Annotated in this window: 23 protein-coding genes; 9 read left to right on the top strand and 14 right to left on the bottom strand. The window is 39.7% G+C overall.

Going from position 1 to position 26,018, the window contains the following annotated elements:
• Positions 1-3 precede the first annotated feature (3 nt).
• A complete protein-coding gene (locus tag DNG35_RS09845) occupies positions 4-7,437 on the bottom strand; it encodes a gliding motility-associated C-terminal domain-containing protein (protein WP_111128629.1) in 7,434 nt (2,477 codons plus the stop codon).
• Positions 7,438-7,777: 340 nt separating this feature from the next.
• Here DNG35_RS09845 and DNG35_RS09840 point away from each other — a divergent pair, with 340 nt between their 5' ends.
• Positions 7,778-8,464 carry a helix-turn-helix domain-containing protein gene (locus tag DNG35_RS09840; RefSeq protein WP_111128626.1) on the top strand — a complete coding sequence of 229 codons (687 nt, stop codon included), beginning with the start codon at positions 7,778-7,780 and terminating at the stop codon, positions 8,462-8,464.
• A 118-nt stretch (positions 8,465-8,582) separates the two neighbouring features.
• Here the strand turns inward: DNG35_RS09840 and DNG35_RS09835 are convergent, their stop codons facing one another.
• Positions 8,583-9,167: a hypothetical protein gene (locus tag DNG35_RS09835; RefSeq protein WP_146228862.1), complete on the bottom strand. Its 585-nt coding sequence runs from the start codon at positions 9,165-9,167 to the stop codon at positions 8,583-8,585.
• A gap of 25 nt (positions 9,168-9,192) precedes the next feature.
• Positions 9,193-9,387 (bottom strand): hypothetical protein, encoded by a 195-nt coding sequence (locus DNG35_RS09830; RefSeq protein WP_111128619.1) that lies wholly within the window; start codon positions 9,385-9,387, stop codon positions 9,193-9,195.
• Positions 9,388-9,579: 192 nt separating this feature from the next.
• On the opposite strand from DNG35_RS09830, the gene DNG35_RS09825 reads away from it, so the two are divergent.
• From DNG35_RS09825 to DNG35_RS09810, 4 genes are read left to right on the top strand one after another with little or no spacing between them, the layout of a single operon-like run.
• Positions 9,580-9,930 (top strand): hypothetical protein, encoded by a 351-nt coding sequence (locus DNG35_RS09825; RefSeq protein WP_111128616.1) that lies wholly within the window; start codon positions 9,580-9,582, stop codon positions 9,928-9,930.
• Between the two features lie 24 nt (positions 9,931-9,954).
• Positions 9,955-10,581, top strand: coding sequence for a hypothetical protein (locus DNG35_RS09820; RefSeq protein WP_111128613.1), 627 nt, complete (start codon positions 9,955-9,957; stop codon positions 10,579-10,581).
• Positions 10,545-11,336, top strand: coding sequence for a sensor histidine kinase (locus DNG35_RS09815; RefSeq protein WP_111128610.1), 792 nt, complete (start codon positions 10,545-10,547; stop codon positions 11,334-11,336). The genes DNG35_RS09820 and DNG35_RS09815 overlap by 37 nt, the downstream gene beginning before the upstream one ends.
• A gap of 2 nt (positions 11,337-11,338) precedes the next feature.
• Positions 11,339-12,019 carry a response regulator transcription factor gene (locus tag DNG35_RS09810; protein ID WP_111128608.1) on the top strand — a complete coding sequence of 227 codons (681 nt, stop codon included), beginning with the start codon at positions 11,339-11,341 and terminating at the stop codon, positions 12,017-12,019.
• A 70-nt stretch (positions 12,020-12,089) separates the two neighbouring features.
• Here DNG35_RS09810 and DNG35_RS12195 read toward each other — a convergent pair whose 3' ends face one another.
• The 5 genes from DNG35_RS12195 to DNG35_RS09785 form a co-directional block, all read right to left on the bottom strand.
• Positions 12,090-12,839, bottom strand: coding sequence for a T9SS type B sorting domain-containing protein (locus DNG35_RS12195; RefSeq protein WP_158524889.1), 750 nt, complete (start codon positions 12,837-12,839; stop codon positions 12,090-12,092).
• 617 nt (positions 12,840-13,456) lie between these two features.
• Positions 13,457-14,515 (bottom strand): hypothetical protein, encoded by a 1,059-nt coding sequence (locus DNG35_RS09800; protein ID WP_111128604.1) that lies wholly within the window; start codon positions 14,513-14,515, stop codon positions 13,457-13,459.
• A 30-nt stretch (positions 14,516-14,545) separates the two neighbouring features.
• Positions 14,546-15,418 carry a hypothetical protein gene (locus DNG35_RS09795; protein WP_233494481.1) on the bottom strand — a complete coding sequence of 291 codons (873 nt, stop codon included), beginning with the start codon at positions 15,416-15,418 and terminating at the stop codon, positions 14,546-14,548.
• Between the two features lie 353 nt (positions 15,419-15,771).
• Positions 15,772-16,185, bottom strand: coding sequence for a DUF6691 family protein (locus DNG35_RS09790; protein ID WP_111128600.1), 414 nt, complete (start codon positions 16,183-16,185; stop codon positions 15,772-15,774).
• Positions 16,186-16,188: 3 nt separating this feature from the next.
• A complete protein-coding gene (locus DNG35_RS09785) occupies positions 16,189-16,746 on the bottom strand; it encodes a YeeE/YedE family protein (RefSeq protein WP_111128598.1) in 558 nt (185 codons plus the stop codon).
• An 899-nt stretch (positions 16,747-17,645) separates the two neighbouring features.
• Here DNG35_RS09785 and DNG35_RS09775 point away from each other — a divergent pair.
• Genes DNG35_RS09775 through DNG35_RS09760 form a run of 4 tightly spaced genes read left to right on the top strand, consistent with a single transcriptional unit; the run spans position 17,646 to position 20,742 of the window.
• A complete protein-coding gene (locus tag DNG35_RS09775; protein ID WP_111128592.1) occupies positions 17,646-18,044 on the top strand; it encodes a DoxX family protein in 399 nt (132 codons plus the stop codon).
• 6 nt (positions 18,045-18,050) lie between these two features.
• Positions 18,051-18,473: a sulfur reduction protein DsrE gene (locus tag DNG35_RS09770; RefSeq protein WP_111128589.1), complete on the top strand. Its 423-nt coding sequence runs from the start codon at positions 18,051-18,053 to the stop codon at positions 18,471-18,473.
• 44 nt (positions 18,474-18,517) lie between these two features.
• Positions 18,518-20,134, top strand: a complete 1,617-nt coding sequence (locus DNG35_RS09765; RefSeq protein WP_369908087.1) for a bifunctional UDP-sugar hydrolase/5'-nucleotidase — start codon at positions 18,518-18,520, stop codon at positions 20,132-20,134.
• An 11-nt stretch (positions 20,135-20,145) separates the two neighbouring features.
• Entirely contained in the window at positions 20,146-20,742 is a 597-nt protein-coding gene (locus tag DNG35_RS09760; RefSeq protein ID WP_111128585.1) for a TlpA disulfide reductase family protein, read from the top strand.
• A gap of 355 nt (positions 20,743-21,097) precedes the next feature.
• Here DNG35_RS09760 and DNG35_RS09755 read toward each other — a convergent pair whose 3' ends face one another.
• From DNG35_RS09755 to DNG35_RS09730, 6 genes are all read right to left on the bottom strand, one after another.
• Entirely contained in the window at positions 21,098-21,532 is a 435-nt protein-coding gene (locus DNG35_RS09755) for an isoprenylcysteine carboxylmethyltransferase family protein (RefSeq protein ID WP_111128583.1), read from the bottom strand.
• A complete protein-coding gene (locus DNG35_RS09750; protein ID WP_233494480.1) occupies positions 21,532-22,263 on the bottom strand; it encodes an acetolactate decarboxylase in 732 nt (243 codons plus the stop codon). The genes DNG35_RS09755 and DNG35_RS09750 overlap by 1 nt, the downstream gene beginning before the upstream one ends.
• Entirely contained in the window at positions 22,263-23,594 is a 1,332-nt protein-coding gene (locus DNG35_RS09745) for a rhodanese-like domain-containing protein (protein ID WP_111128581.1), read from the bottom strand. Before DNG35_RS09745 ends, DNG35_RS09750 begins: the two co-directional genes overlap by 1 nt.
• Positions 23,595-23,980: 386 nt before the next feature.
• On the bottom strand, positions 23,981-24,781 hold the full coding sequence (locus tag DNG35_RS09740; protein WP_111128579.1) for a sulfite exporter TauE/SafE family protein: 801 nt from the start codon (positions 24,779-24,781) through the stop codon (positions 23,981-23,983).
• A 58-nt stretch (positions 24,782-24,839) separates the two neighbouring features.
• Positions 24,840-25,466 (bottom strand): Crp/Fnr family transcriptional regulator, encoded by a 627-nt coding sequence (locus DNG35_RS09735; protein WP_111128577.1) that lies wholly within the window; start codon positions 25,464-25,466, stop codon positions 24,840-24,842.
• Positions 25,450-25,779: a DUF983 domain-containing protein gene (locus DNG35_RS09730; RefSeq protein ID WP_111128575.1), complete on the bottom strand. Its 330-nt coding sequence runs from the start codon at positions 25,777-25,779 to the stop codon at positions 25,450-25,452. Before DNG35_RS09730 ends, DNG35_RS09735 begins: the two co-directional genes overlap by 17 nt.
• Positions 25,780-26,018: the final 239 nt, after the last annotated feature.

Raw genomic sequence — 26,018 nt, 5'->3', positions numbered from 1 at the left:
TAGTTATCGGATCAATTGTACCCATCCTTTCATCTCTTTATTTTCATCGTGTAACTTGATGACGTAGAAGTAGGTTCCTGGCGGCAACTCATCATTCCCAACAGAAGAGTTGTTAGCTATACCTCGCCAATCGTTTTGGTAATTGTTGGTACTGTAGACCATATTACCGTAACGATTGTATATTTCTAAGGTATTGTTGCTGTAGTAAGTAATACAATCTACCCTAAAGGTTTCGTTGGCGCCATCACCATTTGGTGAAAACTCGTTGTAAACTACCAGACACATGGGTTCTACTTCTGCTTCTGCTAAATTGTTATTGGCGTCTACATCTATAGGTGTCGAGGTAAGAATACTGGCTTGGTTGAGGTACTCACCTTCAAACAAAACTTTTGCCGTCAACTCCAAGGTAGCCGTTTCATTTCCTAATAAAACAGGTATCGACCACTCGCCTACAATATCATTGTAAGTACCGGTGCTTGCGGTATAAGTAACAAACTCATAACCTGAAGGTAATTTTTCATCTACCACAATAGTATTGAACGAAGCATTACTATGGTTGGTCACCGTAATCGTAAAGACGACATTTTCATCGATAATTGGAGTTTCGTTATCTACTGTTTTTTCAATGCTTAAATCGTAACAGCTAATCGTAGTCACTGTAAGTTGTGTCTGATTCTGCATCGCACAACCGTTGGTGTTTAGGTAATCAACACTAATCGTATTTTGCCCAATGACATCCCATATCACCGTGACAAAATCATCATTGGCTCCACCCCCGCTTACAATGGTACCGCCTACGACTGTCCAATTGTATTGGCTCATTCCAGCTTCAGTAGTGTAGGTCATTTGATCCTGGACACAAACATCATCAACAGGACCATTTATGATAGGCTGGGAGGCCGTATTTACATTTACGGTAATTGCCAATCTCACCGAGCTTTCACAGCCTGTTGCTGCATCGATCAGTGAAGCGTAATAGGTGGCTCCATCCTGTAGTGCAGTATTTCCCGATAAGGCTGTACCTCCAGTAGGCACATCGTAAAAAACAACATTTGTTTCATTTACTTGAAGATTGGAAATCACAGGGTTATCTGACGCACAGAAATCTTGAATGGCGTTATTGGTAGTTGGTGTTGCCACATCTATCAAGGTAATGTTTACCGCCAAACGGGTAGAACTCTCACAGCCAGTTGCCGGATTGGTTAAACTCGCATAGTAAGTCGTTGCGTTTTGCAAAGGTGTGTTGGAAGGAAGTATTGTTCCGCCTGATGCTTGAACATACCAAACCACGTTCGACTCATTTACTTGAATGTCTGATACAGTTGCATTATCGGAGGTACAAAACTCCTGCGAAGTTTGTGTTGTAGTAGGGGTTGCCACATCATCTACATTTACTTGTATCGCCAAGCGGATAGTGCTTTCGCAACCTGTTGTAGGATGGGTCAAACTTCCGTAATACATCATACCGTCTTGTAACAAGGTGGTGGATGCGATCACGTTTCCGCCCATAGCGGCATCATACCAAGTCACCCCTACTTCATTGACAAAAATATTGGCGACGGTGGGGTTATCTGCTGCGCAGAAATCTTGGGTTACATCGTTGGTGGTAGGCGTGGCCGCATCATTGATATTTACCGTTACTGCCAAACGTACCGAACTCTCACAACCACTTGCCGGATCGGTTAAACTAGCGTAATAGGTTATTCCGTTTAAAAGTGGCGTACCTGCAGGTAAAACCGAACCTCCTGTAGGTGCGCTGTACCAAACCACTCCGGTTTCGTTAACTTGTATATTGGAAATTAATGGATGATCTATTTCGCAGAAGCTCTGCATCACACTATTGGTCGTAGGGGTTGCTGCATCGTTTACCTCTACTTGCACGGCAAGTCTCACTGAACTTTCGCAACCCGTAGTAGCGTCTACCAATGCTGCATAGTAAGTCGTTCCATCCTGAAGCATGGTACTCGCTCCTAACATACCTCCTCCCGTTGGGCTATTGTACCACACTACATTCGTTTCGTTCACTTGTATATCTGAAATGATAGGTGTATCTACAGCACAAAACTCCTGCACCATAGTGTTGGTGGTAGGGGATGCTGCATCATTTACATTTACTTGTACAGCTAACCTTACCGAACTCTCACAGCCATTGGCTAAATCGGTTATACTCGCATAATAGGTCGCCCCATTTTGTAAGCTTGTATTCATAGCTACTATATTTCCATTAGTGGGAGCATTGTACCAAGTTACGTTCGGTTCGTTAACTTGAATATTTGCTACTGTGGGCGCATCCACCAAACAAAAGTTCTGTACCATATGATTGGTAGTAGGGGTTGCGGCATCATTTACATTTATCTGTACAGCCAACTTTACCGAACTCTCACAGCCATTGGTAGCATCTACCAAGGCGGCATAATAAGTCTCGTTGTCCTGTAACGCCGTGGAAGAAGTTAAAATGTTTCCATTGAGCATAGCATCGTACCAAATCACATTGGCTTCATTTACCTGAATATCGGAAATGGTAGGGTCATCTGCCGCACAAAACTCTTGAGTAGAATCATTGGTTGTTGGGGTAGCTGCATCAAATATTTCTACCTGAACAGCCAAACGGGTAGTACTTTCGCATCCTGTTGTGGCGTCTACCAAAACGGCATAATAGGTAAAGCCATCTTGTAGCATGGTACTTGGTGACACCATCGTTGTCCCTGTAGCTGAGGCATACCACACCACATTGGTTTCGTTGACCTGAATGTCAGCAATGGTAGGATGATCTACTTCGCAGAATTCCTGCATATTTGTAAGTGTCGTCGGAGTTGGTGTGTCATTTATTTGTACGGTCACTTGTAATCGTACTGAACTTTCACAGCCACTTGCCGGGTCAATCATACTTGCGTAATACGTACTCCCATTTTGCAAAGCTGTTCCTGGCAATACTATATTTCCGTTAGATGCGGCATTATACCATACAATATTTGGTTCGTTCACCTGAATAGCTGCCACCGTAGGTGCATCGGCCGCACAAAACTCCTGGTTGTTACTAGAGGTAGTTGGTGTGGCTGCGTCATTTACAATTACAAGCACCGGATAACGGCTGGTGCTCTCTGTATGGGTAGACGTGTCATAATAAGCCGCATGGTAAATGACCCCATGTTGTAAAGGTGCTGTATCTGCCAAGGGAGTTCCTCCTGTTGCATTGGCATACCAAATCATCTCAAAATTAGGATCCAAGGTAGATAAATCACCTACTGTTGGCGTGTCCACAGCACAGAAAGTTTGGGTGGATGAAGGTGGATTGATTGGAAATATATTGACTTGTATGGCTAATCGCACCGAACTCTCGCAACCTGTGGTCGCATCTACCAATACCGCAAAATAAGTATTTCCGTCCTGTAATGGTGCGCCCGAAGCAACTATACTTCCGCCCGTAAGGGCATCGTACCAAACTACATTGGTTTCGTTGACTTGTATATCTGCTACCGTTGGATTATCTCCGCTATAGAAATTTTGTATTTGACTGATGGTAGTAGGCGTAGCAACATCAAGGAGCGTTACGCTTACGGTCAATCGGGTAGCACTCTCACAACCTGTAGTAGCATCGGTCAAACTCGCGTAATAAGTGGTAGCGTCCTGTAAAGCATCTGTTGCCGCATAAGCCGTCCCTCCGGTTGCTGCATCATACCAAGTTACACTACTTTCGTTTACCTGTAAATCGGCAATCGTAGGACTATTGGCCAAACAAAATTCCTGACTCGCATCGGTGGTCGTAGGTGTGGCTGCATCTTCTATAGTTACTAAAATGGCAAGTCTTCCATTACTTTCGCAACTATTTGCCGGATTGGTATGGGCTGCATAATAGGTAGTAGCATCCTGCAATACGGTTGTTCCAGGAAGGACATTCCCACCAGTTGCCGCATCATACCATGTGATGTCAGCTTCATTGACTTGTATGTCTGCTAAAGTTGCATTTTCTGCTGTACAGAAAGATGGTGTTGTATCGTTTGTAGTAGGAGGCAACGAATTGTTGAACAATACCTGAATCGCTAAGCGCACTGAGCTTTCACAGCCTGTAGTAGGGTCTGTGAAACTCGCATAATAAGTCACGCCGTCTTGAAGCAAATCGGTAGAAGCATAAGCAGTTCCCGCAGTCAAGGCATCATACCATGTGATGTTGGTTTCATTTACTTGAAGGTCTGCGACAGTGGGGTTGGTAACACTACAAAACTCCTGTGTGGTATCACTAGCTGTAGGTGTGGGTGCATCATTTAGCGTTATAGTTACGGCCAATCTTACGGAACTTTCGCAACCTGTTACCGCGTCGGTCAGCACACCATAATAAGTAGTCGCATCCTGTAACGCATCTGTAGCCAAATAAGTCGATCCTCCAGTTGCCGCGTCATACCAAATGACATTGGCTTCATTCACCTGAATATCTGCTACGGTAGGATTGTCTACCATACAAAACTCTTGGTTCGTATCAGAAGTAGTAGGTGTAGGCGTATCCACGACAGTCAACATCACTTCTTTTAATTCGCCTGCTCTATTCTCACACCCATTTTCTGCAATTGTGCTTACAAAAACAGCAAAAGGACTATCAGCCACGGTCAACCCACTCACGGTAAGTTCTCCCGCTGCATTTATGGCGTAGCTCTTCCCATTGATGACCGCTCCATCAGTAATGGCTTGGGTTTTATTGTTATCGATATACCAATTGAAGATACCTGGTGTATTTTGTAAGGTACTGGTTACGGCTATGGAAGGCGTTAAAATAACATCACTTCCTTCACATATAGGATCACTACTTTGTGCCACATCAATATCTAAAGCCAATGGAGCTTCCAATACCGTAAAGGTGATGGGAATACGATGGGTGTTTTCACAACCATTTCTGGTTTGTGAAATATAATAAGTTACTTCGCCTGGTACTGTCTGAACTGGTGTGGTGTAGGTATTTTGAGTAGACAAACTCGTGGTACTCGTTTCCGAATCATACCAATTAATACTTATTCCTGTTGCCGGAGTAACCTCTAAGCTTACTACTTCCCCTTTACAAATTTCTTCATCTGGAGTGACAATAACAGGAGGTTCAAACATGATTGACGCCCCATAAACCCTCCAGCCACTATTGAGCACTCCTAACAAAGGCTGGTAAGTCAATCGCACACGATCAAAATTGGCTCCTGCTTCAAAAGTGACGATCGCCTCATCACCCCCACTCAATAATTTAAGCTGGATAAGGTTTCCGTCAACCACACCTCCATCATTATTGGCTGTATTTCCAGCATAAGTTTCAAATGATAAGCCCGAGATAAGGTCTACGTCAATGAGCGAACCTGCCGTCCCTACTTTTACATGCACGATATCCCCTGCGAGTCCTTGTTGTTGGAAAATAAGTTCTTGCCACACACTTCCAGTCACCGATACTGGAGCGATAAATCGGGAATAGGTATTTTCATCGCCATCTACCGCTTGGTTCGGATTGTCTACCCCACACAATATACAAATAGGAGTCGTTCCTATGGTTTGCGCATTGGCCTCATCACAGTCTAACCCTGGTGTGGGAGGCACGACGGTTATGGTCACCGTAACCGGTGTCGATTCTTGTAAACTCATGGGGTCACGTGTTACCACGGTATAGGTATAAGTGCCCGGTGTCAAGGTGGTAGGGGAATTGAATTGATTCCCTATAAACACCTCATTTCCTCCTTGGTCATACCATACAATATCCAGGTTAGGATCGGTTGTTGTCGCATTGATTTGTGCACTCTCACCTTCTGTAATGGTGATGTCTGTTGGAGAGACATCCGGTGGCAATATAGAAGTGGTAAGCACTACATTGACGCTAGTTGCAGTTGGACTGACACACGCTGCGCCAATTGCTGCTTCTACGGTATAGGCTTGAGCTACTGTCACATTGTTGATGATTAATACCGGTGTAGTATCTACCAAGTTGTTACTTGCATCATACCAACGGTAATCGATATGGCTTTCCGGATTTTGAACTTCTAAAGTCGCCGTTCCGCCACTATTTACCTGAACGGTACTTTCCACTACTGCCGGAGCACTAGGTTCGGGGTAGACATGCACCTCGACAGGAATTCTTTCGGAATAGTTGGTACAGCCAATGGTCGTTGCCGCTACATAGAAAGTGGCATCCGAGCTTAATGCAGCAGTCGTATAACCTACATTGTAAGCTGTTGTGGCTAAAAGGTTACCGCCTACCGCCGCATCAAACCAATGCAATTCATTAGCACTATCGGTTTGGGCCGTTAAGCTAGCCGTATCGTTTTCACAAATACTAATATCGTCTGCGGTAACTTCCGGAGCAGCTGGTGATTTTCTCACTCCGTACACACGCACTTGTTTGGTCAAATTGAGTTGCACCAAAGAAGACAAGGTTATCCTTACCCTGTCAAAAGAAGTATTGGGTGTAAAAGGAACATCTACAACTTGACCACTTTGCAACAAACCTAATAGGTCTAAATTTAATAATGACAAATCCCCTGCAGTATAAACCACTTGATCATCTAATAAAGCTTGAATGCGTATTCCATCTGCTAAACCCAGATTCAATAAAGCTGGGTCGGTAAGCTGCATCTTGATATGAAACTGATCGGTGGGCAAGGACGCATCCTTAAAATATACTGTTTGACTTATCGTACCAGCAACCGTCAATAAACCTAGACTAATCTCAGAATAACTGTTCGCATCATTGTCGATCACATGTTCAGGATTGTCGACACCTGCCGCACCTAGTCCCAAAGCATCAATCGTTCCACCTGTTCCCGTAAAAGAAGTAGCAAAAGCGTTTTCACAAGTATCTGTACCAGAGAAGTAATAGGCTTCATACACCTCCATACTATTAGTGACCCCCAACAGTAAGGCATTGGTCACATCTTCTATATAGATACGATCATAACTCACATTTGGAGTGATTGCCAGTAAATATTCGCCATTATCGTTTACGATAAGTCGCAAATCATCATCTTCAAACCCTGAACTGCTTGAATCTGACAACACAGTTACAGCGCCCAGTCTAGCCTCCACATTAAAATAATGATTACCTAAAACAAGACTGCCCAATACATCCGCTAGTTCTCCTCCAAGATTCCCACCAATAAGTGCACTCAATAAATCTTGATCAAAGTCTATTTTTACATAAGTTGTAGTCCCTGCTGGCAAGGCTGCAGGATAGGTAAGTTCTAATTCCCCAGTATAATCCCCGATACCCAACATGACACCTCCATAAGACTCTAAAGTCGCATAGCCTGCAGGCGTTAACGCATCAGAAGCATTACTCACATGCGATTGTAAGGTGACCGAAGTGACATGGTTTTTTGTGATCTGGGCGTTACCAGTAGCGTAACCAAACAAAAAGGGAAGACAGAAAACCAATTGCACCCATTTTTGCGTAAGTGTTTTAAAGTAATAGTTTTTCATAATTTTTCAGTTAGGGATTGTTACTATAGGGTTAACCGTTTAATTATCAGATGTAATACCTTAACATAAGATTAACTCCCAAACAATGTTAAATTTCAATAATAAAATCATAAAACTATAGGTAGGCACTTGTTTATAGCCAAAATCTGCCGTAAATTAATACTTGAATAAAAAAATTCATTTTTTCAAAAGACCCTCAATCTTAAAGGGCTTGAAAAAGTTATTTTTGCATTTGAAAAATTTATAACACAATTAGGCTTACACCTATAATTAATATCAACGAATAATTAAAATTCCGTTTATCGAAACAATTAACACTTTATCATTGCATAACAAATATATGACACAAAATGCGAACAAAAAAAATAATATGTTACTAAATGCGAATGACATTGTTAAAAAAATGAAAACCGCATTAAAAGTGACATCCAATAAACAATTGGCTGAAAAGCTGGGTGTAAAACCAAACACGATCTCTTCTTGGAAACAAAGAGACAGTGTAGATTATAAACTTCTCATGGACACCGCTATCAAGTACAACATCAACCTGGATGCTATCTTTACCGATAATTTCTATGATGATAAAAACAAAAACAAGCTGGCAACCCCTTTTATTTCAGCACCATACATCCATCAATACACCATAGGGTTAATTAGCGATCTCTCTGTATTTCCTTGCGTTTATTTTACAAAAGTAGATACGCCTACCCGAATATTTCAAGTGCCCAGCAACAATATGGAGCCCTTGATACACCAAAATGCCTTTGTCGCATGCCAATATATTGCCCCCGAAAAGCTATATGAAAATGCCTTAGTCGTTTTTATAAGTCGGAAAAAGGGATTTTTTATAAATCGCATATCGCGAATTTTTGAAGATCATGTAGTTCTAGAAAATGAAAAATACAATCCAATGTTAAATGATAGGTACCTGAAGTTTCATTTAAAAGATGCTGATGAAACATGGGTGATTGACACCGTTGGCTACATGATTAATAATAGTAAAGTCTGGGAGTGGAATTTTGACTGATCTATTTAATGTCACCCCTTTAATATTTACTGTATCTCACTTCCAATCATTTCTCAGGTTTAGATGTAACCAGTCATTAACCTCTATCGCAAAAAATTTTACATTTCAGGGAATTGACTTAAGAACGAGCAATCGAATTAAATGGTGCTTTATTCAAAGGCTTCTCCACCTCTTCTTTGTCAAAAAGAATATTTAAAGCAGAAGAAACTTTTACATCTACGGTAAGAAACACAGCGTTCGTACTTCCTTGATTGATGATTTCGGGAGTGCATTTAGTTAACCAACATTCCCCTGCTACCATACGGCCGGTTTTATTAAACGCACTTATTTTTGTGAGAGAATTGGTGATGATAGGCACATACAGCCTTGCGTTTCCTGTAAAGAAAGTAGCTTCTGCCAAGCTTAGCTCCTTCTTATCGCTAAAAGGTTCCCATCGCAGCAAGCGTACCTCACTTATCTCACAATCTAAACTTTCCAATACTTTTTGAAAATAAGGAGATTGAGCAAGTAGTTTTGTATTACGGTATAAAGCACCATCATCGCCTGTGGCTAGAAAGTGAAATTTAGAAATCATAGCCCGCAAAGGAAGCTGACTCCACTTCCCATAAGCATACATATTAAAATAATTTCCCCAATTTCTTACAATGTTATTGAAATCTCTTTGTAGTAAAGCAGCTTCAAATTTTAAAGGTAGTAGATGCATGGTTTTATTTTTTTGTAATTTTAACCTATTCATTTCTTCCTACGCATGTTTCTTCAGCAGCATCGATTGGAGTTACCGAATCTCTTGAGAACACCGTATACGTATAAGCCGACTCATCTCTACACGAAATCAAAGAAATCCCTATACCTAACAACCACCCAATGACTAGGGTTTTATACCGTATGTTTTTTTGACGGTGCACCTCTTCTAAAAACTTCAAACATTTTTTTATACCGCAAAAAAAATTCTTACATCGCATTGGTTATATAGTCGTTATGTTTTAACTTCGCGTGGTGCGACTTTATATCAAAAGTAAAAAATACTATCGGTAAAAATACCCGTAAAAATACCTGTTTTTTCGATGAATTACCTAAATCATTTCGCATTACGTATCATATAAAACCAAATAACCATGGCACAAAACACGAACACCATCAGTCTATCAACCGCTCAAGCTTGGGCTGAAAAATGGAGAAAAGTAGAAGGAACGTATAATGCTCATCATGAGCTAAAAGCTTTTTTAATTCCCAAAGCTGATTTGATAAGATTATTAGAAGAAGAGGTTGATGCGGTGCGCGCCTACATCGGGGTAGACAGTCATGAGGTAGAAAAACTAATGCTAGTAGGCACCCGTCTAAATGAAGAATCAGGGGTATACGAAGACATGTTACCCGATAGTACTCCTTCTGGAAACATTTATGATTTTACCGAACCATGCCCGCCACAATGCGACCCTGAAAGTTCGTTAAATAACCTCGACTAAAATCAATTTTATTTTCTAAAATACATGCTGTATTACATTGGGCAATTCCTCTTGTTGGTAAATGTTGTACTTTACGGAGCACGACTTTCAGGAAAAGGGAAAGCTTACCGGTTTTTTTGGAGCTACTTGTTGGCTATTTTTTGTCTGCAATTGGTCATGAAGGCCTATTCCTCGCAAAGCATCAATAACCATTTTTTATCTACTTATTATCTTTTCTTACAGTTTGGGCTGCTCAGCGCTTTTTTCTATGACCTTTTTGTTCCCATCAAAAGAAAAATCAGTAGACTAGTCTCTTATCTTTCCTTGGCTGTCGTTTTAGGTTTATTGATTCAATACCTCATTCACCCCGAACAGTACTATACTTTTAACAGTCTTGGTTTTTTAGTGACTACGGTGGTACTCATCACTTATACCGTTTTGTATTTATACGAAATGCTCTCCCAAAAACTACCTTTTTATGTGGTTTGTATCGGATTGTTTATTTATTTGATAAGCAGTTCGTTGATTTTTGTCTCAGCTACTTCACTTATTGCGTTAAATAATAAAATCAACACTTTAATTTGGGATATCAATGCTTTGCTGTTTATGGTCTATCAACTTTTAATTTTATGGGAATGGAAACAGAGTTTCTTTCAGAAGAAAACGGGATAAGTCTAGTGGTTTTAGGCGGCATATCCTTTATGTTTCTTGTAGGGATGCTCTTGCTGCTCTTTTTTTACTTCTCCAAAAAGAAAATCGTACAAAAAGAACTGGAGAAAAAAAACCTAGAACTTACCCATCAGAAGAACTTGTTGGAAGCCACCCTCGAAACCCAGGAAAAAGAACGTCAACGTATCGCTCGCGATTTGCATGATGATATCAGTTCCAAACTAAATATGGTTTCCTTGCATTCCGATTTGCTTTTAACAGGCAATTTAGCTGAAAGCGAACAAAAAGAAGCCCTGGAAACTATCTTAAGCCTCTCGGGAAAAGCCCTTGAAAATTCACGCCATATTGCACACGATCTTTTTCCGCCCGTGTTGGAAAAATTTGGATTGGATGCCGCCATAGAAGAATTGTGTAGTGAATTCAGCGGGCATGGCACACAAATAAGCTACCACAACCAAAGCCTTTTTGATGAAACCCAAAAGTCCAAAAATTTACATGTTTTTCGGATTTTACAAGAGTTGATCCACAACTCGATTAAACATGGAAGCGCTAGTCATATCCAATTGCATATAGAAGACAGAAAAGACAAAAAATACTTTCATTATCAAGACAACGGGAAAGGATTTCAAATAGAAGACAAGCAAAACCATAAGGGTTTAGGGATGAAAAACATAGACAGCAGAATTCAATTCCTTCAAGGAAGTCTCTTTATTCATTCTGAACTTGGCAAAGGAACGACCGTAATATTCACTTTTTAACTATGAAAGAAAAAATCAGAATAGCTTTGGCCGATGACGAAGATTTATTCCGTAAAGGGATTGCCGCTCTTATAGAGAAAGAAGCCGATTTAAAAGTCGTTTATGAAGCAGAAAGTGGAAAAGAAATCCTCCAATATTTAAAAAAGACAACGCTTCTTCCCGAAGTCATTTTAATGGACCTGAACATGGAAGAAATAAATGGTGTTGAGGCCACTAAAGCGGTGGTAGAAAACTATCCTTCCATTAAAATCATCGCCTTGACCAGCTACGATTCCCAAGTATTTATCAAACATATGCTCGCGATTGGTGTTGCAGCTTATGTGGTTAAAAATACGACCTCTAAAGCGCTTATCAACATCATTAAACAAGTAGCTTCCAACGGATTTTATTATTCCCCTAAAGTGTTAAGTGTACTACAGGAAAAATCAAGCCTTTCGCGAAAAAACAGACTAATTTCCTTCAAAGAACCTTTAACTCATCGTGAAAAAGAAGTGTTGCTACTGATCTGTCAGCAATACAGTACCAAAGAAATTGCAGAAAGGCTTTTTATCAACCATAGAACCGTAGAAGGCCATCGCAATAATTTATTACAAAAAACGGGATCCAAAAATACCGTAGGTCTTATTATTTATGCCATACAAGAAGACTTGATTCCCTTAGAAGATATCTTGAAAAATAGTTAACTCCCTTTATAAAGCTTCCTTCCATCGGTGACTTCGACTGCCTCGGTCACCCATCCACATTGCCTTCTGTTTACCTCTTCAGCGTAAAGTGTGAACGGAACTCCCTCAACCGCCCATTGTTGCGGTCTTTGTACTTCACCACAAACCAATAATCGTTCGAAGGCATCTGTTTGCCGTTGTACGTGCCATCCCAACCCGATTTGAAAGGCCGGATCTCTACCAGGAACTTTCCATAACGGTCGAATATCAGGACCGTTGCCGAAGGATCTTCCCTTAAACTCTTGATGTTCCACAGATCATTGGTTCCATCGGTATTGGGCGTAAAGAATTTTGGATAGTTGATCACCGTCGCTTCAATGCTTTTGACACCACAACCGTCAAGCGTTCTGATCTCTATCATGTACGTAGCACTTTTACCAATGACCGTGAATATAGGACTGTCTTGAAAAACACCTCCCTGCATGCGGTATTGATAATCGCCATTGCCCTCTACGTGTACCGTGATGGTTTGTTGGTCATGGAAATCTTCGCTTACCGTGGCATAGGCATCTATGATCGTACTTCCTTGGCTTACCTCAGCTTCTACGGGCAAGGAAGTGCATCCTGTGGCTATCTCTGTTACCTCTACCCTATACATTCCCAACTCACTTAGGCTTATCTGATTGGAAGTTTGCCCTAACAAAGTCCCATTATGCCACCAAACCGCTGTATGGGTTTGGTCGGAATAGCCTGTATCCAAGAATGCAGGTTGAAGTATAGCTCCATCCGCATCAAAACAGATAAAGGCATCGGCCAGTTCGGGTTCGGGAAGCGGGAGCACTTCGATCATCCTGGAAAAGGTATATTCGCACTGCTCCACTTCTACCTGGTAATATACGGCAACAGTCCCTTGGGCTTGGGCCGTAAAAACACCTTGGGAAGAAATCGTGGCGCCCAACCCATTTGCTTCGACCGTCCACGTCCCTCCCGGAACAGAAGCTGAAAAGGCAACCGATGATCCCGCGCATATTTCCGGAGGACTTTCCAATTGTACCTGTAGGCCTTTTAGTTCCACCTGTAATACCTGCGGTGCGGCCACGCATGAGGTGGTGGTGTCGTATTCCTGTACCAACAGGGTATAAAAACCTGCCGGAGTAGCTGCCCAATCTACGGTGACCTGGTTTCCCGAGGGGGTTTCCTCCGTGATGGTTCCTTGAAACCCTGGCTCTAAAACACTCCATTCATAATACGAATTGGTGGATCCTAACCCATTGTTTTCGTGAGTATCTACTGCATAATTTTTTATGGCTTGACCACAAATATGCTGAATCGATTGGGTTTGTTGTGCCCAATTTAGATGACTAAAAAAAATAAAAAATACACACCCCATCAAACATAAGTTGGGCTTTAAATGCTGAAGAAGCATGTATTTTTTATGGAAGTTCACCTAGTTGTTTTTTAATTAAAACTAATCGGTGAAGTTACTGGAGCGGTTGGTGACGCGTTGATGGTTTCCGCTATCGGAGTCGACTCACAATTGGCGCTGGTGTCTCTTACAATGACATCATAGTTTCCTGGAGTTAAGCCTGTAAACAGTGGAGACGATTGCCAAGTAACTCCTCCATCGATACTGTATTCTATATTTGCTCCAGTGGGTGTATTCACAGTAATACTTCCCGTGGTTTCACCACAATCAGGTTGTATGACCGTACTTACTGCATCTGCAGGTACGATAGGCGCAGGATTGATGGTTACCGTAATCGTGGTTTCACAGCCATCGGCGTTTTGTACCGTTAAATCGTAATCGCCCGGAGCTAGATGGGTGTAATTTAGGTTGGTGGTGTAAGCACCACCGTCTAGGCTATAAGTTAAATCGGGATCGTTTTCATCTTGTACTTCAAAGGAACCGGTGGTTTCACCACATCCTGGGTGTACCGTATTGACAATAACAGGTGCATCTGGAGTCACCAGTAATGGGTTTACGGTTACTTGTGCACTTTCTGTATCACAGCCATTGGCATTTTGTACCATGATCGTGTAATCTCCAGGAGCCATATCTGTAAATGCCCCTGTCGTTTGCCATGTAGCACCTCCATCGATACTGTATTCCAGACCCGTATCGGTATTGGTCACTGTAATGGTTCCTCCATTGTCCCCACAGGCGGGTTGGGTAACACTTAATATTGGAGGTGCTGGCGCTTCTAATATTTCTATCGTAATGTCTACAGGCAAACCTTCACAACCGTCGGCATTGGTTTCGATCACTTGCAAGGTGTAAGTTCCCACAGGCGTGTTACCCCAATCGATAACAATTTGGTGGGTAGGATTACCGGTAATTGTTCCTGCAAAACCAGGCTCTAGGATTTGCCAATCGTAGGTATTTCCGGGGTTATTAGTGACCGAATATTGCTCGGTTACCCCTTCACATAATTGTTGATCTGGAGTTTGTGCTGCTCCGTTTAAAGGGCAAAAAAGGGTCATCAGCAAGAGAAAAGGAATAAGTAAAGCTTTTTTCATTTTGGATATTTTTAGAGGTTTTTATTTGTCTTAATTGTAATTGATGTTAGGGGTTTGGGGTAAAGGTATGACCGTTAATGCTACGGGTATGGTTTCTACCGTTGCACAAGCCGTTTTGGTGATGACACAACGGTAGAGGTTGTTATTAAAATTTGTCGGAATATCTTGAATTTGTAGGATTGCTGTATCGACACCACTATAATTGAAATCGTTGCTTAAGTTTGTCCAGGTTCCAAAACCGCCAACATTTACTTGCCATTGAAATGTCGAGCCAACCGCAGGGTTTTCAATCGCGATAGTCCAAGCATTTCCTTCACATAAAGTTTTATCTGGAAAGGATACTGCCTCCGGACATTCGGGTGTAATGACAGCATATAGGCTAAAATCATCTATGATATACAGTCCATTTCCGTTTCCGTTGATTTTAATCTCTATGGTCACCGTTCCTGAGAACGGAGGTAATGGCGGGTTGGCTAATTTTGGAGTCGTGCTGATAAAATCCCCATCTGGTTGCGTATCTCCAGAATCTACAGAATTTCCATTAATTTTCATTTCCCATCCTGCATTGGCTTGGTTTTTTTCCCTCCAAAAATTATAGGCATCGATTTGGATTTCATAACCCGGTGCAATTGTTAAGGTTAAAAAATAAGAAAAAGAACCGTTGAGATTTAAGCCCATCCCTACCGAGTTATTGTAGCCTACTTCATCGGTGAAATTGGTATTGCTAGAGTTGGTCCAACTCGAAGAACTAATATAAGGGTGTGTGGTTGGACTTCCCGTATACCCATTGGTCGGAAAACTATTGGCCTCAAAGTCATTAAAATAAACGACTTGCTGTGCTTGAGCCTTCAACCCAAGCACTAGTAGTAGGAACATCCAACATAGAAAAGGGTAATTTTTCAATTCAATACTTTATCGACGAAATACATTTATTTACGCCAAAAGTACATGATATATGTTAATTAAAAAACAATACTTATTAACATTTTGTTAGGAAAAGTCGTAAGGTTGTTACTTCCTATAATTAGCAATTATACTATACCTCTTGCTTCTTAGTATTGCACCGCATTTTACGCTATAGCAAAAGTATCGTTCGCCTCTATCAACCCTATAGCTTACCCACTGCTAACGCGATACTGGTTCGATGCTAGCCCGTAAAAAGTCCTGAAGACCTCTATTGAGGAGCTTGTTTTTAACCATAACTTAATGATCATAAAGAGCACAGAAAGGGTATAAAAGTTAAAGTGTACATAATTCTAGTGAGGTAATTTATCCTTTATCAAACCATATAAAAATGTCCCAACTATTGCTCCAACAATCACAATTAGTATAGAGAAATAGCCTGACCCTGCAAGCACATACATCGGTCCTGGACAAGCCCCTGTTAACGCCCAGCCCAAGCCGAAAAGAATGCCGCCAAAAAGGTATCGTTTCCAGCCTTTATCTTTGGGATTCAAGCTCATCTCACTACCATCCAAAGGCTTAATAGACGCTCTTTTTAAGATTTGAACTCCAATCATTCCAATGACTAAAGCAGAACCTATGATCCCGTACATATGAAAACTGCCAAACTGAAACATTTCATATATACGAAACCAAGATGCAGCTTCTGACTTATACATTATTATTCCGAAGAAAACTCCAATGACTAAATATGTGATATAACGCATGGTCTAAAAGATTAAAGGATACAAAAAATGAATCATAATAAGGCCACCCACAAAAAAGCCCAACACCGCTATCAATGAAGGCAACTGGAGATTACTCAGTCCAGATATAGCATGACCCGAGGTACACCCCCCCGCATAGCGCGCACCAAAACCCACCAATAAACCCCCAAGTAATAGCACACCCAAGATCTGCGGGTCACCAAGTGCTTCTGAGCTAAAAATTTCAGGTGGTAAATAAGTATCTCCTGCACTCTTCAGGTTATAATCGCTAGCCAATTGCTTTGCTACCTGAGGGTTGATTTCTACGGTATTGTCGCTCAGGTAATTTGCAGCGATAAAACCGCCAATTACTGCTCCTAAGACCACCATAAGATTCCAACGTTCTGACCTCCAATCAAATTTAAAAAAATCTGAGGCTTTTCCTGCACCCATTGCGGCACAAGCCGTACGTAAATTTGATGACATCCCAAATTGTTTTCCTATAAGTAACAAAACAAACATGATGAGGGCAATCAGTGGTCCAGAAACATACCAAGGCCATGGCTCATATATCCAATTCATAGTTAATATTTTAATTGCAAAAATGACACTTTTCCAAAAGCAACACGGTAACAAGTGTTACATATTTGAAATTTTATGAATTATTGTCACCCCTTTCCTTACAACAACAATGGTTCTGTAAGGAAGGAAAACATATACTAATCCTTGAGGTTCATCGAAAGTTATGGTAAAAGTAGCCTGTATTCGGTCAAGAACTTTAGTTTCTAAAGCCTTTGTAGTAATTGTTATAATGGTTTATAGAAAAACTATTTTTTTATATTATTTGTATTACTTACAATTCATAAAAATTTATTGAATTGGTTTTGGCTTTTTTATGAATATATAATTATTTCTTTATATTGGAAAAATAAGAGTATTGTAACAAAGGTTACCTTATAAACCTCACTAAAGGTCTACTTTTGACCCCTATATGACATATAAGACTTACATAGCATTGACGCTTGCGTTTATTTTTTCGGTAAAATTTTTAGCCGTAGATGCTAATGGACTAAATTTTCTAAGTAACAGTGGCATAACCTTTGTAAAGCCATTTTGCAAAAAGAAAAATACCCCTAAAATAATTAGTGGCACAAAAGATTTTTTATTTTCACAAATAGACCATTCATTTTCGCAAAAATTGGTGTTAAATAGTTTTTGTAATCCACAGTTACAATTAAAAATCTTTGGATGGGAAACTGGAATTTATAAACTCACTTCCATTTATAATTCTTTCATTACTACAACACTTAATTATCGTTATCTAGAGAAGGATTCTCCACCTCCACGGTTGGCATAATTCTTCGAACAAATTTTAGAGTCGGTGTATATACAAATAATACCTGTAACAAAATGATATAGGTCGACAAACTATACAAATAGAAGCACCACTCAACATTAATTACCATATTAAATTTAATTCAATGGAGACGAAAATTTTAATAAGCCGTCGTTCCATACAGCTTTTACGCGTATTGGTTAGCGGCATATTTCTCGTAGCAGGTTTTAACCATCTACTCAATGTAGAGAAAACTGCCCAGCGTATAGAGGAGGCAAGCTTTAAGGGCATCGCACTTTTCTTTGGCGAACCTGAATGGCTTATAATTCTATCGGGAATTGCAATGCTTGTAGCTGGCTTTCTTTTCCTAATAGGTTATAAGACCAAATGGGCGGCAATTGTATTAATGGCGGTATTAATCCCCATCACATTAACTATTCAAGTGGGCCAGATAACTACACTTGGACCACTATTTAAAAACATAGCAATTTTCGGTGGACTTCTTTTTTTTGCATTGAACGACACCCGTAAACTTTTAAAATAAATACAAATGAAAACATACATCTTTAGTTCAGTAATTTTAATATTAACCCTTTTTAGTACAGCTGATATCCAGGCGCAACAAATTGACCACAGCAAAAACAATTATGTGGTACTGACCAAAAAAGTGCCTCAATTACAGCCCATAATTCTTACGGCTGAAGCCCTTAAGGATGAAGAAGGCGATGCCTTTGGCGATTTTCAAGTCATCATCTGTGGCAAGGAAATAGGCGACATCACCGATACCGAAAAAATAAGTGACTTCATCACAAAAGCTGAAAAAGCAGGTGTGAAAATAATCGCCTGTGGTTTTTCCCTCAATAAGTTTAAAGTAGACAAGACCAAAGTCCCTAAGGAAATTGAGATTGTTGAGAACGGAATTCTTTACAACTTTCAGCTCCAGAAAAAAGGCTATAAAAGTATAAGTTTATAACTATGATATCATTTAAAAAATATCTTGTAAAGACTTTTTTAGTAATGGGAATAGTCTTCGGAATTATTTCCTGTAAAACGGAAAAATCAAATGCAATGGAAAATAATGATTCAGCTAAAGATACTTTGCGTATTACGATATTACAGACAGCCGATATACACGGACAATTGGACACCCATCCTGAATTATTTTGGGAAAATGAAAAGGTAGTATTTAAAAACCGTGGTGGTCTCGCCAATATCAAAACCCTTTTTGAACGGGAACGAAAGAAAAACCCAAATAGAACGATTATCGTGGATGGTGGCGACCTTATTCAAGGTAGCGGTTACACTGCTTTATCAAAAGGAAAAGTGATGACTGATATCATCAAAAATATGGGCTATGATGTCATCATTCCCGGCAATTGGGAAGTGGTTTACGGTAAAGATATAATGATGGATGTAATGAAAGGGTACGACACACAGGTTATTGTCCAGAATATGTATCACGATGATAATGAAGAACCTTTATTTCCAGCGTCTTGGGTTAAGGAAATCGAAGGAATTCGCATAGGATTTATAGGCATTAATGACCCAGATGTTCCCATTAGACAAAACCCCATTTTTAGTAAGGGAATAAGTTTTAGTGGAGTAGACGATAATCTCAAGACAATGGTGGACGATTTTAAGATCAAGAAAAAAATAGATGTCTTGTTTTTAGTAACTCATCTTGGAATTTTCAAGCAAGTTGAGCTTGCCAATAATTCTATAGCAGAACACGCAGATTATATATTGGGTAATGACACGCACGAACGTGTGCGCAAACCCATACAAGGCAAATACGCAAAGGTTACTGAACCTGGGGCTTTTGGTTCTTTTGTAGGTAAATTGACTCTCCATTTAGTTGATGGAAAACTGGTTGACGATGATTATGAACTCATTGATGTTGACCCAGAAGTTTTTCCAGCCAATGAAAAAATACAGGCGCTTGTGGATAAGGCAAAAGCACCTTATAAAAACCATTTGGAAACCGTGATTGGTTATACCGAGACACCGCTTTATCGCTACCTAACTGTAGAAAACCCAATGGACAATATGATTACCGATGCCACTCGCTGGAAGACGGGTGCAGATATTTCCATTTCAAACGGTTTTCGGTTTGGCAACCCAATTGTACCTCAAGATGGAAAACCTGCACCTATTACTAGAGCCAATCTGTGGAACTTGCTTCCTGTAAACGAAAAAGTAAAGACAGGAAAAGCAACAGGCAAACAAATAAAGAGCTGGTTGGAAAAAGAAATGCATAATGCCTTTGCCCAAAACCCAACTGAACGTTTTGGCGGTTGGTTAGTGCGATTTTCAGGAATGAAGGTCGACTTCAATAGCCAAAATGAAAAGGGCAAACGAGTCCATAGCATAACCGTAAACGGCGAGCCGATGCAAGATGAAAAATATTACAGCATCTCTGCTTGTGTGCGTCCAGGTGACCCACTTGATAATTTGTGCAGGATGCCCAATGTGAAGGATGTTGAAGTAAAGGATTACACCATTCACGATGTGGTGGAAGAATATTTAAAAGAAAACTCGCCAGTATCGCCAACATTAGAAGGAAGGGCCTATTGCGAATATCTTGGCGAATATTCCTTTTCAACTGTTCCCCAAACCGATTATAAATTTCAATAAAAAATAAGAATATGGAAAATAAGAAAAAGAAAACTTTATTTCAGTATGGTATTTTTGCTGTGGTGGTAATTTTCTTTTATGCAACCGGAGTACATAGCGAAGTTATTGGTTTAGCACAGCGTGGTTTATTGGCAACTGGATTAATGAACCCTGATGTCGAAGAGATTGCCCAGAATACTGGTGTTGAAAATAAAAATATAGCAAAAGCAGATTACAATTTGGATTTAATAGACAAGGACGGTAATGCTGTATCTCTCAAAAAATTCAAGGGAAAAGTCATATTTCTAAACTTTTGGGCAACTTGGTGTCCACCTTGCTTAGCCGAAATGCCAAGCATAGAAAAATTACACGAAGAAATGGGCAATGAGGTTGCTTTTGTAATGCTCTCTTTTGACAATAACTTTGATACCGCTAAAGATTATGTTAAGCGTAAAGAATTTGATTTGCCCCTATATTCTGTGGCTAGTAATATTCCTGATATGTATGATTCAAATGCCCTACCTACAACTTATATAATTGATGCGAAAGGAAATCTTGCCTTGACACATCAAGGGATGGCAGATTATAGTGACCCAGAATTCAAAAACTTTCTTAATAGTTTAAAGTAAACTTTTATTTTGAAAGAAAAAACCGCACTGTTTAATTCATACAATGCGGTTTTTGTCTTTAAAAAGTTATAATCCCTATTTTATTGCCACAAATCGAATGACTTCGGCTTTTCCCTGATGATGATTGCCTTCGGAAAGCTCAATGTTTCTTCTTTTAATAATTTAAAGTCGAGTTGTGGGAATTCTGTTTTATTTCCTCAATGGAAAATAACATCGCTTCACTTTGGACCACCAGAAGCATTTCCAAATTGTACTTTAAAAAAATCATTTGGCTATATACCATAAATATATTTCTCGTTGCTGAAGCGTTGGTCCCAAAATGATGTGGGATATTCTTTCATAAAAATCTTCTTGTTTACTTTTGATATAGTTTGTATTCAGGAAATAATTGCGAAAGCAAGCGTTCTTCATACCTCGATTTAAAATAGAAAAGGGTGCTTAAAATTAACACAATTAACAGTTTATATAATGATTCCATATATAGTACATAACCTAGAACAGACGAGATTAAAGTGGTATAGATGGAATGTCTTGCAATTGCAAAAGCACCGTTTGTGATAAGTTTGCCTCTGAAAACAGGCGTGGGAAATGGCGAGAGTTTTGTGTTGAATTGTAGCAAGGCTATTAAACCCAAAACCGCACCTACGACTAAAACTACCAAACCCAAATAGCGTAACCATTCGGGCAAGTTCATTTTAAAATTTTCTACTCGAAAAAAGTAAGCCACAAAAAGCACCAATTGAACACCTACATAAAGATAATCCTTGTATTTAAGTGTACTGCCACTCACTATTCCACAGGTAAATATAAAGTTGCCTTTTGCAATACCGAGCTGTCCAAATGTCCCATTTTTGACCTGTCTTTAGTAATTAAATGCAGGTGCATAAACGTATCGTGATGGGTAAAAACGCTTTGATGCTCTGTTGAAAAGAAACCTACAATATCCACAGGTTCATCCTTTAGCATATAGTTTATTTGCCCAACGTGTGCTTCTTGGGGCGAAGTTACTTTAGAACCCGGCGGAAGGTTTTGGATATGGATGGTGGCCTCGCTTACTGAACCTGAAACTTTAAAGGCAAAAGGCCTTTTCATCGATTTTGACTGTTCGTCTATAAAGTTTTCCAGGGCTTTTAAATCATTTATCGTTATAGGAACTTCTACTGCTTTCCATTCTTCTACATTGGCATATACGAAAAAAGGTGCACTTGTTTCATAGGTTTCCTGGACGGTCATAGTCGAGTCGGATGTTACTTTTGACACATAATTCGTTCCATCTATAATGAGGAGTTCGCCTGTGAGCTGGGTTTGCGGTCCTAAACCATACAGCCCTTTTCTATCAGAAAGGGTATCCAGGTCAATCTTGCTATCTAATTCTCCTTTCCACATTGCATCTTTCATCGCACCTACAATTTGAACGTCTGCATACGTTTGTACTGATTCTTTCGTATTTTCTGAATTTTTACAGCTCGAAACAACCAATAGAAGCAATAATACATTAGATTTAAATATCGTGTATTTCATTAATCCTTAAATTGTTCTACTTCATCACTTAAATCATAAACGGTGGCACCATTCAGTTCTTTCTGAAGGATACTGCTTCCGGCGGCACTTCTATACCCACCGGCGCAATGCACAACAATTGGCTTGTCGGTTGGGATTTTGTTTGCTGTTTCCCGAAGTTCATTGAGCGGATGCGAAATAGCACTATCAAAAAATTTGCCTTCTTCTACTTCGCTTGTATTTCGGATATCTACAATGGTGTATTTATCTGGATTTTGTTTGAAGTCTGCTAAATCTAATTTTTCAGTTTTAACCAAATACTCATCAGAAAGAGTAATCACTTTATTAAGCAATTTTTCGTAACCAATTTTTGCCACACGGTGCAACAATGCCTCTTTGTTTTTTTTGTCGTCGATAACCAAGGTGAAAGTTTCCTCAGGTTTAACAATGGAACCCAACCAGGTTTCAAATTTCGCGTTTTCAGAAACGGCTTGTATGTTGAAACTTCCTTTTAAATGCCCTTTTTTGAAGGTAGCTTCATCACGCATATCTACTATTAAACCTTCAGCCTGTGAATTTTCAGAAAATGGGATTTTATTAATGGAGGGTTTTAAATCATCAGCACCCGTCTTATTAGTATCGACATCAAAACCAAAATAATGCGGAATGAAGGGTTGCCCATCAAGAATTGTATTCATGAATTCCTCCTTCGATTGCTTTTTGAAGGCCCAGTTACCCATACGTTCATTTCCGAGTGTGCTACTATTGGCTTCACTTAAATTCTTTCCGCAGAGTGAACCTGCACCATGGGCGGGATATACCAAAGCGTCATCCGGCAAGTCCGTAAACTTGTTTTGAATTGTATGATACATCATTGCAGCCAGTTCCTCCCTTTTTGCTTTCATATTACCTGCCTTTTCTCGTAAATCGGGACGTCCCACATCGCCAATAAAAAGCGTATCTCCTGTAAAGAGCGCCGTTTCATTTCCTTCGGTAGCTACTATGGTAATACTGTCTGGCGAGTGACCTGGGGTATTGATTGCCTTGAGAATCACATTTCCCAATTGGATGTTATCTCCTTCATCAAACGTAGTGTGTGGATAGTCTGCACCCAATTTTTCACTATTGTAAATGGTGGCACCCGTTTTCTTGTGAATCTCTAAATGGGAGCTCACAAAATCTGCGTGCGGGTGGGTCTCTATTATTGCTACAATTTCTGCATTGTTAGCTTTGGCAAAAGCGTAATACTGTTCGGGATTGCGCTCTGGGTCTATAACTGCAACTTTTCCTTTACTTTCGATGGCATAGGAATAGTGAGCCAATGGTTTGTATTCGAATTGTTTGATGTTCATCTTAATTAAATTTTTTGTAAAAATAAAAAACTTTATACCCCATGCTTGTAACCTTAGATACAGAACTACAATTTTTCAGTATGGTTTAGTAGTGCGATTACTCAGCTGGTTAAAAGTAAAATAATTGCCCGTGGCAAAAGCACCTCAGCTATTACTTGAATTGAAAGCAATGTACTAAAAGAAAAATAAATTGAGAAGTATGTTAAAATACCCTCTACAAGTCCTTTATGAAGCCCCGTTGTTTCTCGCTTCAACATGGTGTTTTACAAGACATATACATGTAACGAAAGCATTACCCACCCATAGAAATTATTGTTTGACCAAGTATCTCCAGCATCCTCAAAATGAATATGCGATGCTATCGAGCTACTATTTCAGCATGTTTGCTATTTACTCAACTCTTTGTAAATAATAAAAATACCCATTACCAACACAAACCACCCAAATGCCTTCTTCAGTTTTTTACCATCTACAAATTTATTAAGCCATACTCCTATGAAGATCCCTATGATAGAAATACCTGTAAATAGTAGCAGAAATGGCCAATCGATTTCAAGATTTTGAATGTCCCCTACAAAACCTATGAGTGATTTAACCGCTATGATTAATAATGAGGTGGCGACAGCCTTCTTCATAGGTAATTTTGCCAACAATACCAAAGCTGGAATAATCAAAAAACCACCGCCAGCACCTACTATTCCTGTAATGGCTCCCACGACAACGCCCTCAATTACGATCACCGGATAATTGTATTGGACTTCTTTTTCTTCCAGATGGTTTGCGCTTTTATTTCGTATCATTGAAAGGGAGGCCAATAGCATAATGACCGCAAAAAAGAGCATGATTCCCAGCTCCTTGGTAATCATTAAGCCCCCAATTTCAAATAATTCTTCGGGAATAGCCGGAATCAAAAAAGCACGCGTAAGATAAACAGCAATAAATGCTGGAATGGCAAAAACGATAGCCGTTTTAAAATCAACCATTCCTTTGGCCATATTTCTGAGGGCACCCACCAAAGCAGTTGAACCCACAACAAATAAAGAATAAGCCGTTGAGATTACTGGATTAAGAGCGAGTGCATAAACCAAGACCGGCACGGTAAGAATAGAACCACCCCCACCTATTAAACCCAGTACAATACCAATGACCAAAGCCCCTAAGAAGCCTAAAATTTCAAAAAAATCCATCTGTCAATTTCTTTGGGGCAAATGTATTGGTCTATCACCTAAGTTTTTGTAACCGATGTTACAGCACTTCAATAAAACTACGGTGTAATTTAATTTTTTTATCGTTCTCCATCCTCTTCAGTAGTCTGGAAATGACCACACGACTGGTATGTAAGTCCTGAGAAATCTCTTTGTGGGTGGTATAGATATGCTTGCTATTCAATATTTTTATCTTTTCTTGGATATAGTTATCCAGTCTCTCATCCATATTATTGAAGGCAATATTATCTAGGCTTTCCAGTAACTCCATCATGCGGCTATGGTAACTTGAAAAAACAAAATTCCTCCAGCTTTTATATTTACTGGACCATTCTTCCATTTTATGGATAGGAATCATTAAGAGTTTTGCAGGTGTTTCTGCTATGGCGTGAATCTCACTTTTGGTATCGCCCAAACAGCACGTCATGGTCATTGCACAAGTATCGCCCCGTTCAAGATGATAGAGTAACAATTCGTCTCCATTACCATCTGGTCGTAAAATTTTTATACTTCCAGAAAGTAGAAGGGGCATAGACCGGATATACTGTCCCGGTTTTAATAAATCTTTACCTCCTGGAACTTCTGTAAAAGTCCCTACCTGATTGATCTCTTCTAGGAGCGCTGGCTCAAAAAAGCTTCCGTAATGTGCTTTAAGTTCTGGAATCATGGTCAACTCGCTTGGCGACTTCCGGTTTATATTTTAAAAAAAAATGCGCCCATATAGATTTTGATACTGCCCCAATATAAGGCATTAATAAAAATAAGCCTAGCAAAATATATACAAATAGGGTTAACGGTTTTTTAGCTAAACCCATGGCGTAACTCATTACAAAAATCACCACAGCAATAGCCACACCAACGGCATAAGACACATACATTGACCCGGTGTAAAATGCGGGTTCAATATGATAGTTTAAAGAGCACTTAGGACATTTTTTTCTTACTTTATTCGTATACGAGAGTTTGTAAGGATGTGCCATCAATAAATTTCCATGCCTACACTGTGGGCATTTCAAAAACAGCAAACTATACAGGTATGATTTTTTCAAAACATCAATTTTCCCCTAAATTAATTTAAAATTTGTGCTTTCTCTGTAACACTTGTTACTTTATGATAAGAAATCTGCTTTTTTACCTTCTGGGTTTGTCTATTGATTTTAAATCACGCTCCCTTCAGCCCATTTTCTTGAATTTTCTATGACTAATTTATACAAGAATG

This window comes from Mesonia sp. K7 (assembly GCF_003233725.1).
In the GTDB taxonomy this organism is placed as follows: Bacteria; Bacteroidota; Bacteroidia; order Flavobacteriales; family Flavobacteriaceae; genus Mesonia.
This window is presented reverse-complemented; position numbering and strand designations above follow the sequence as displayed.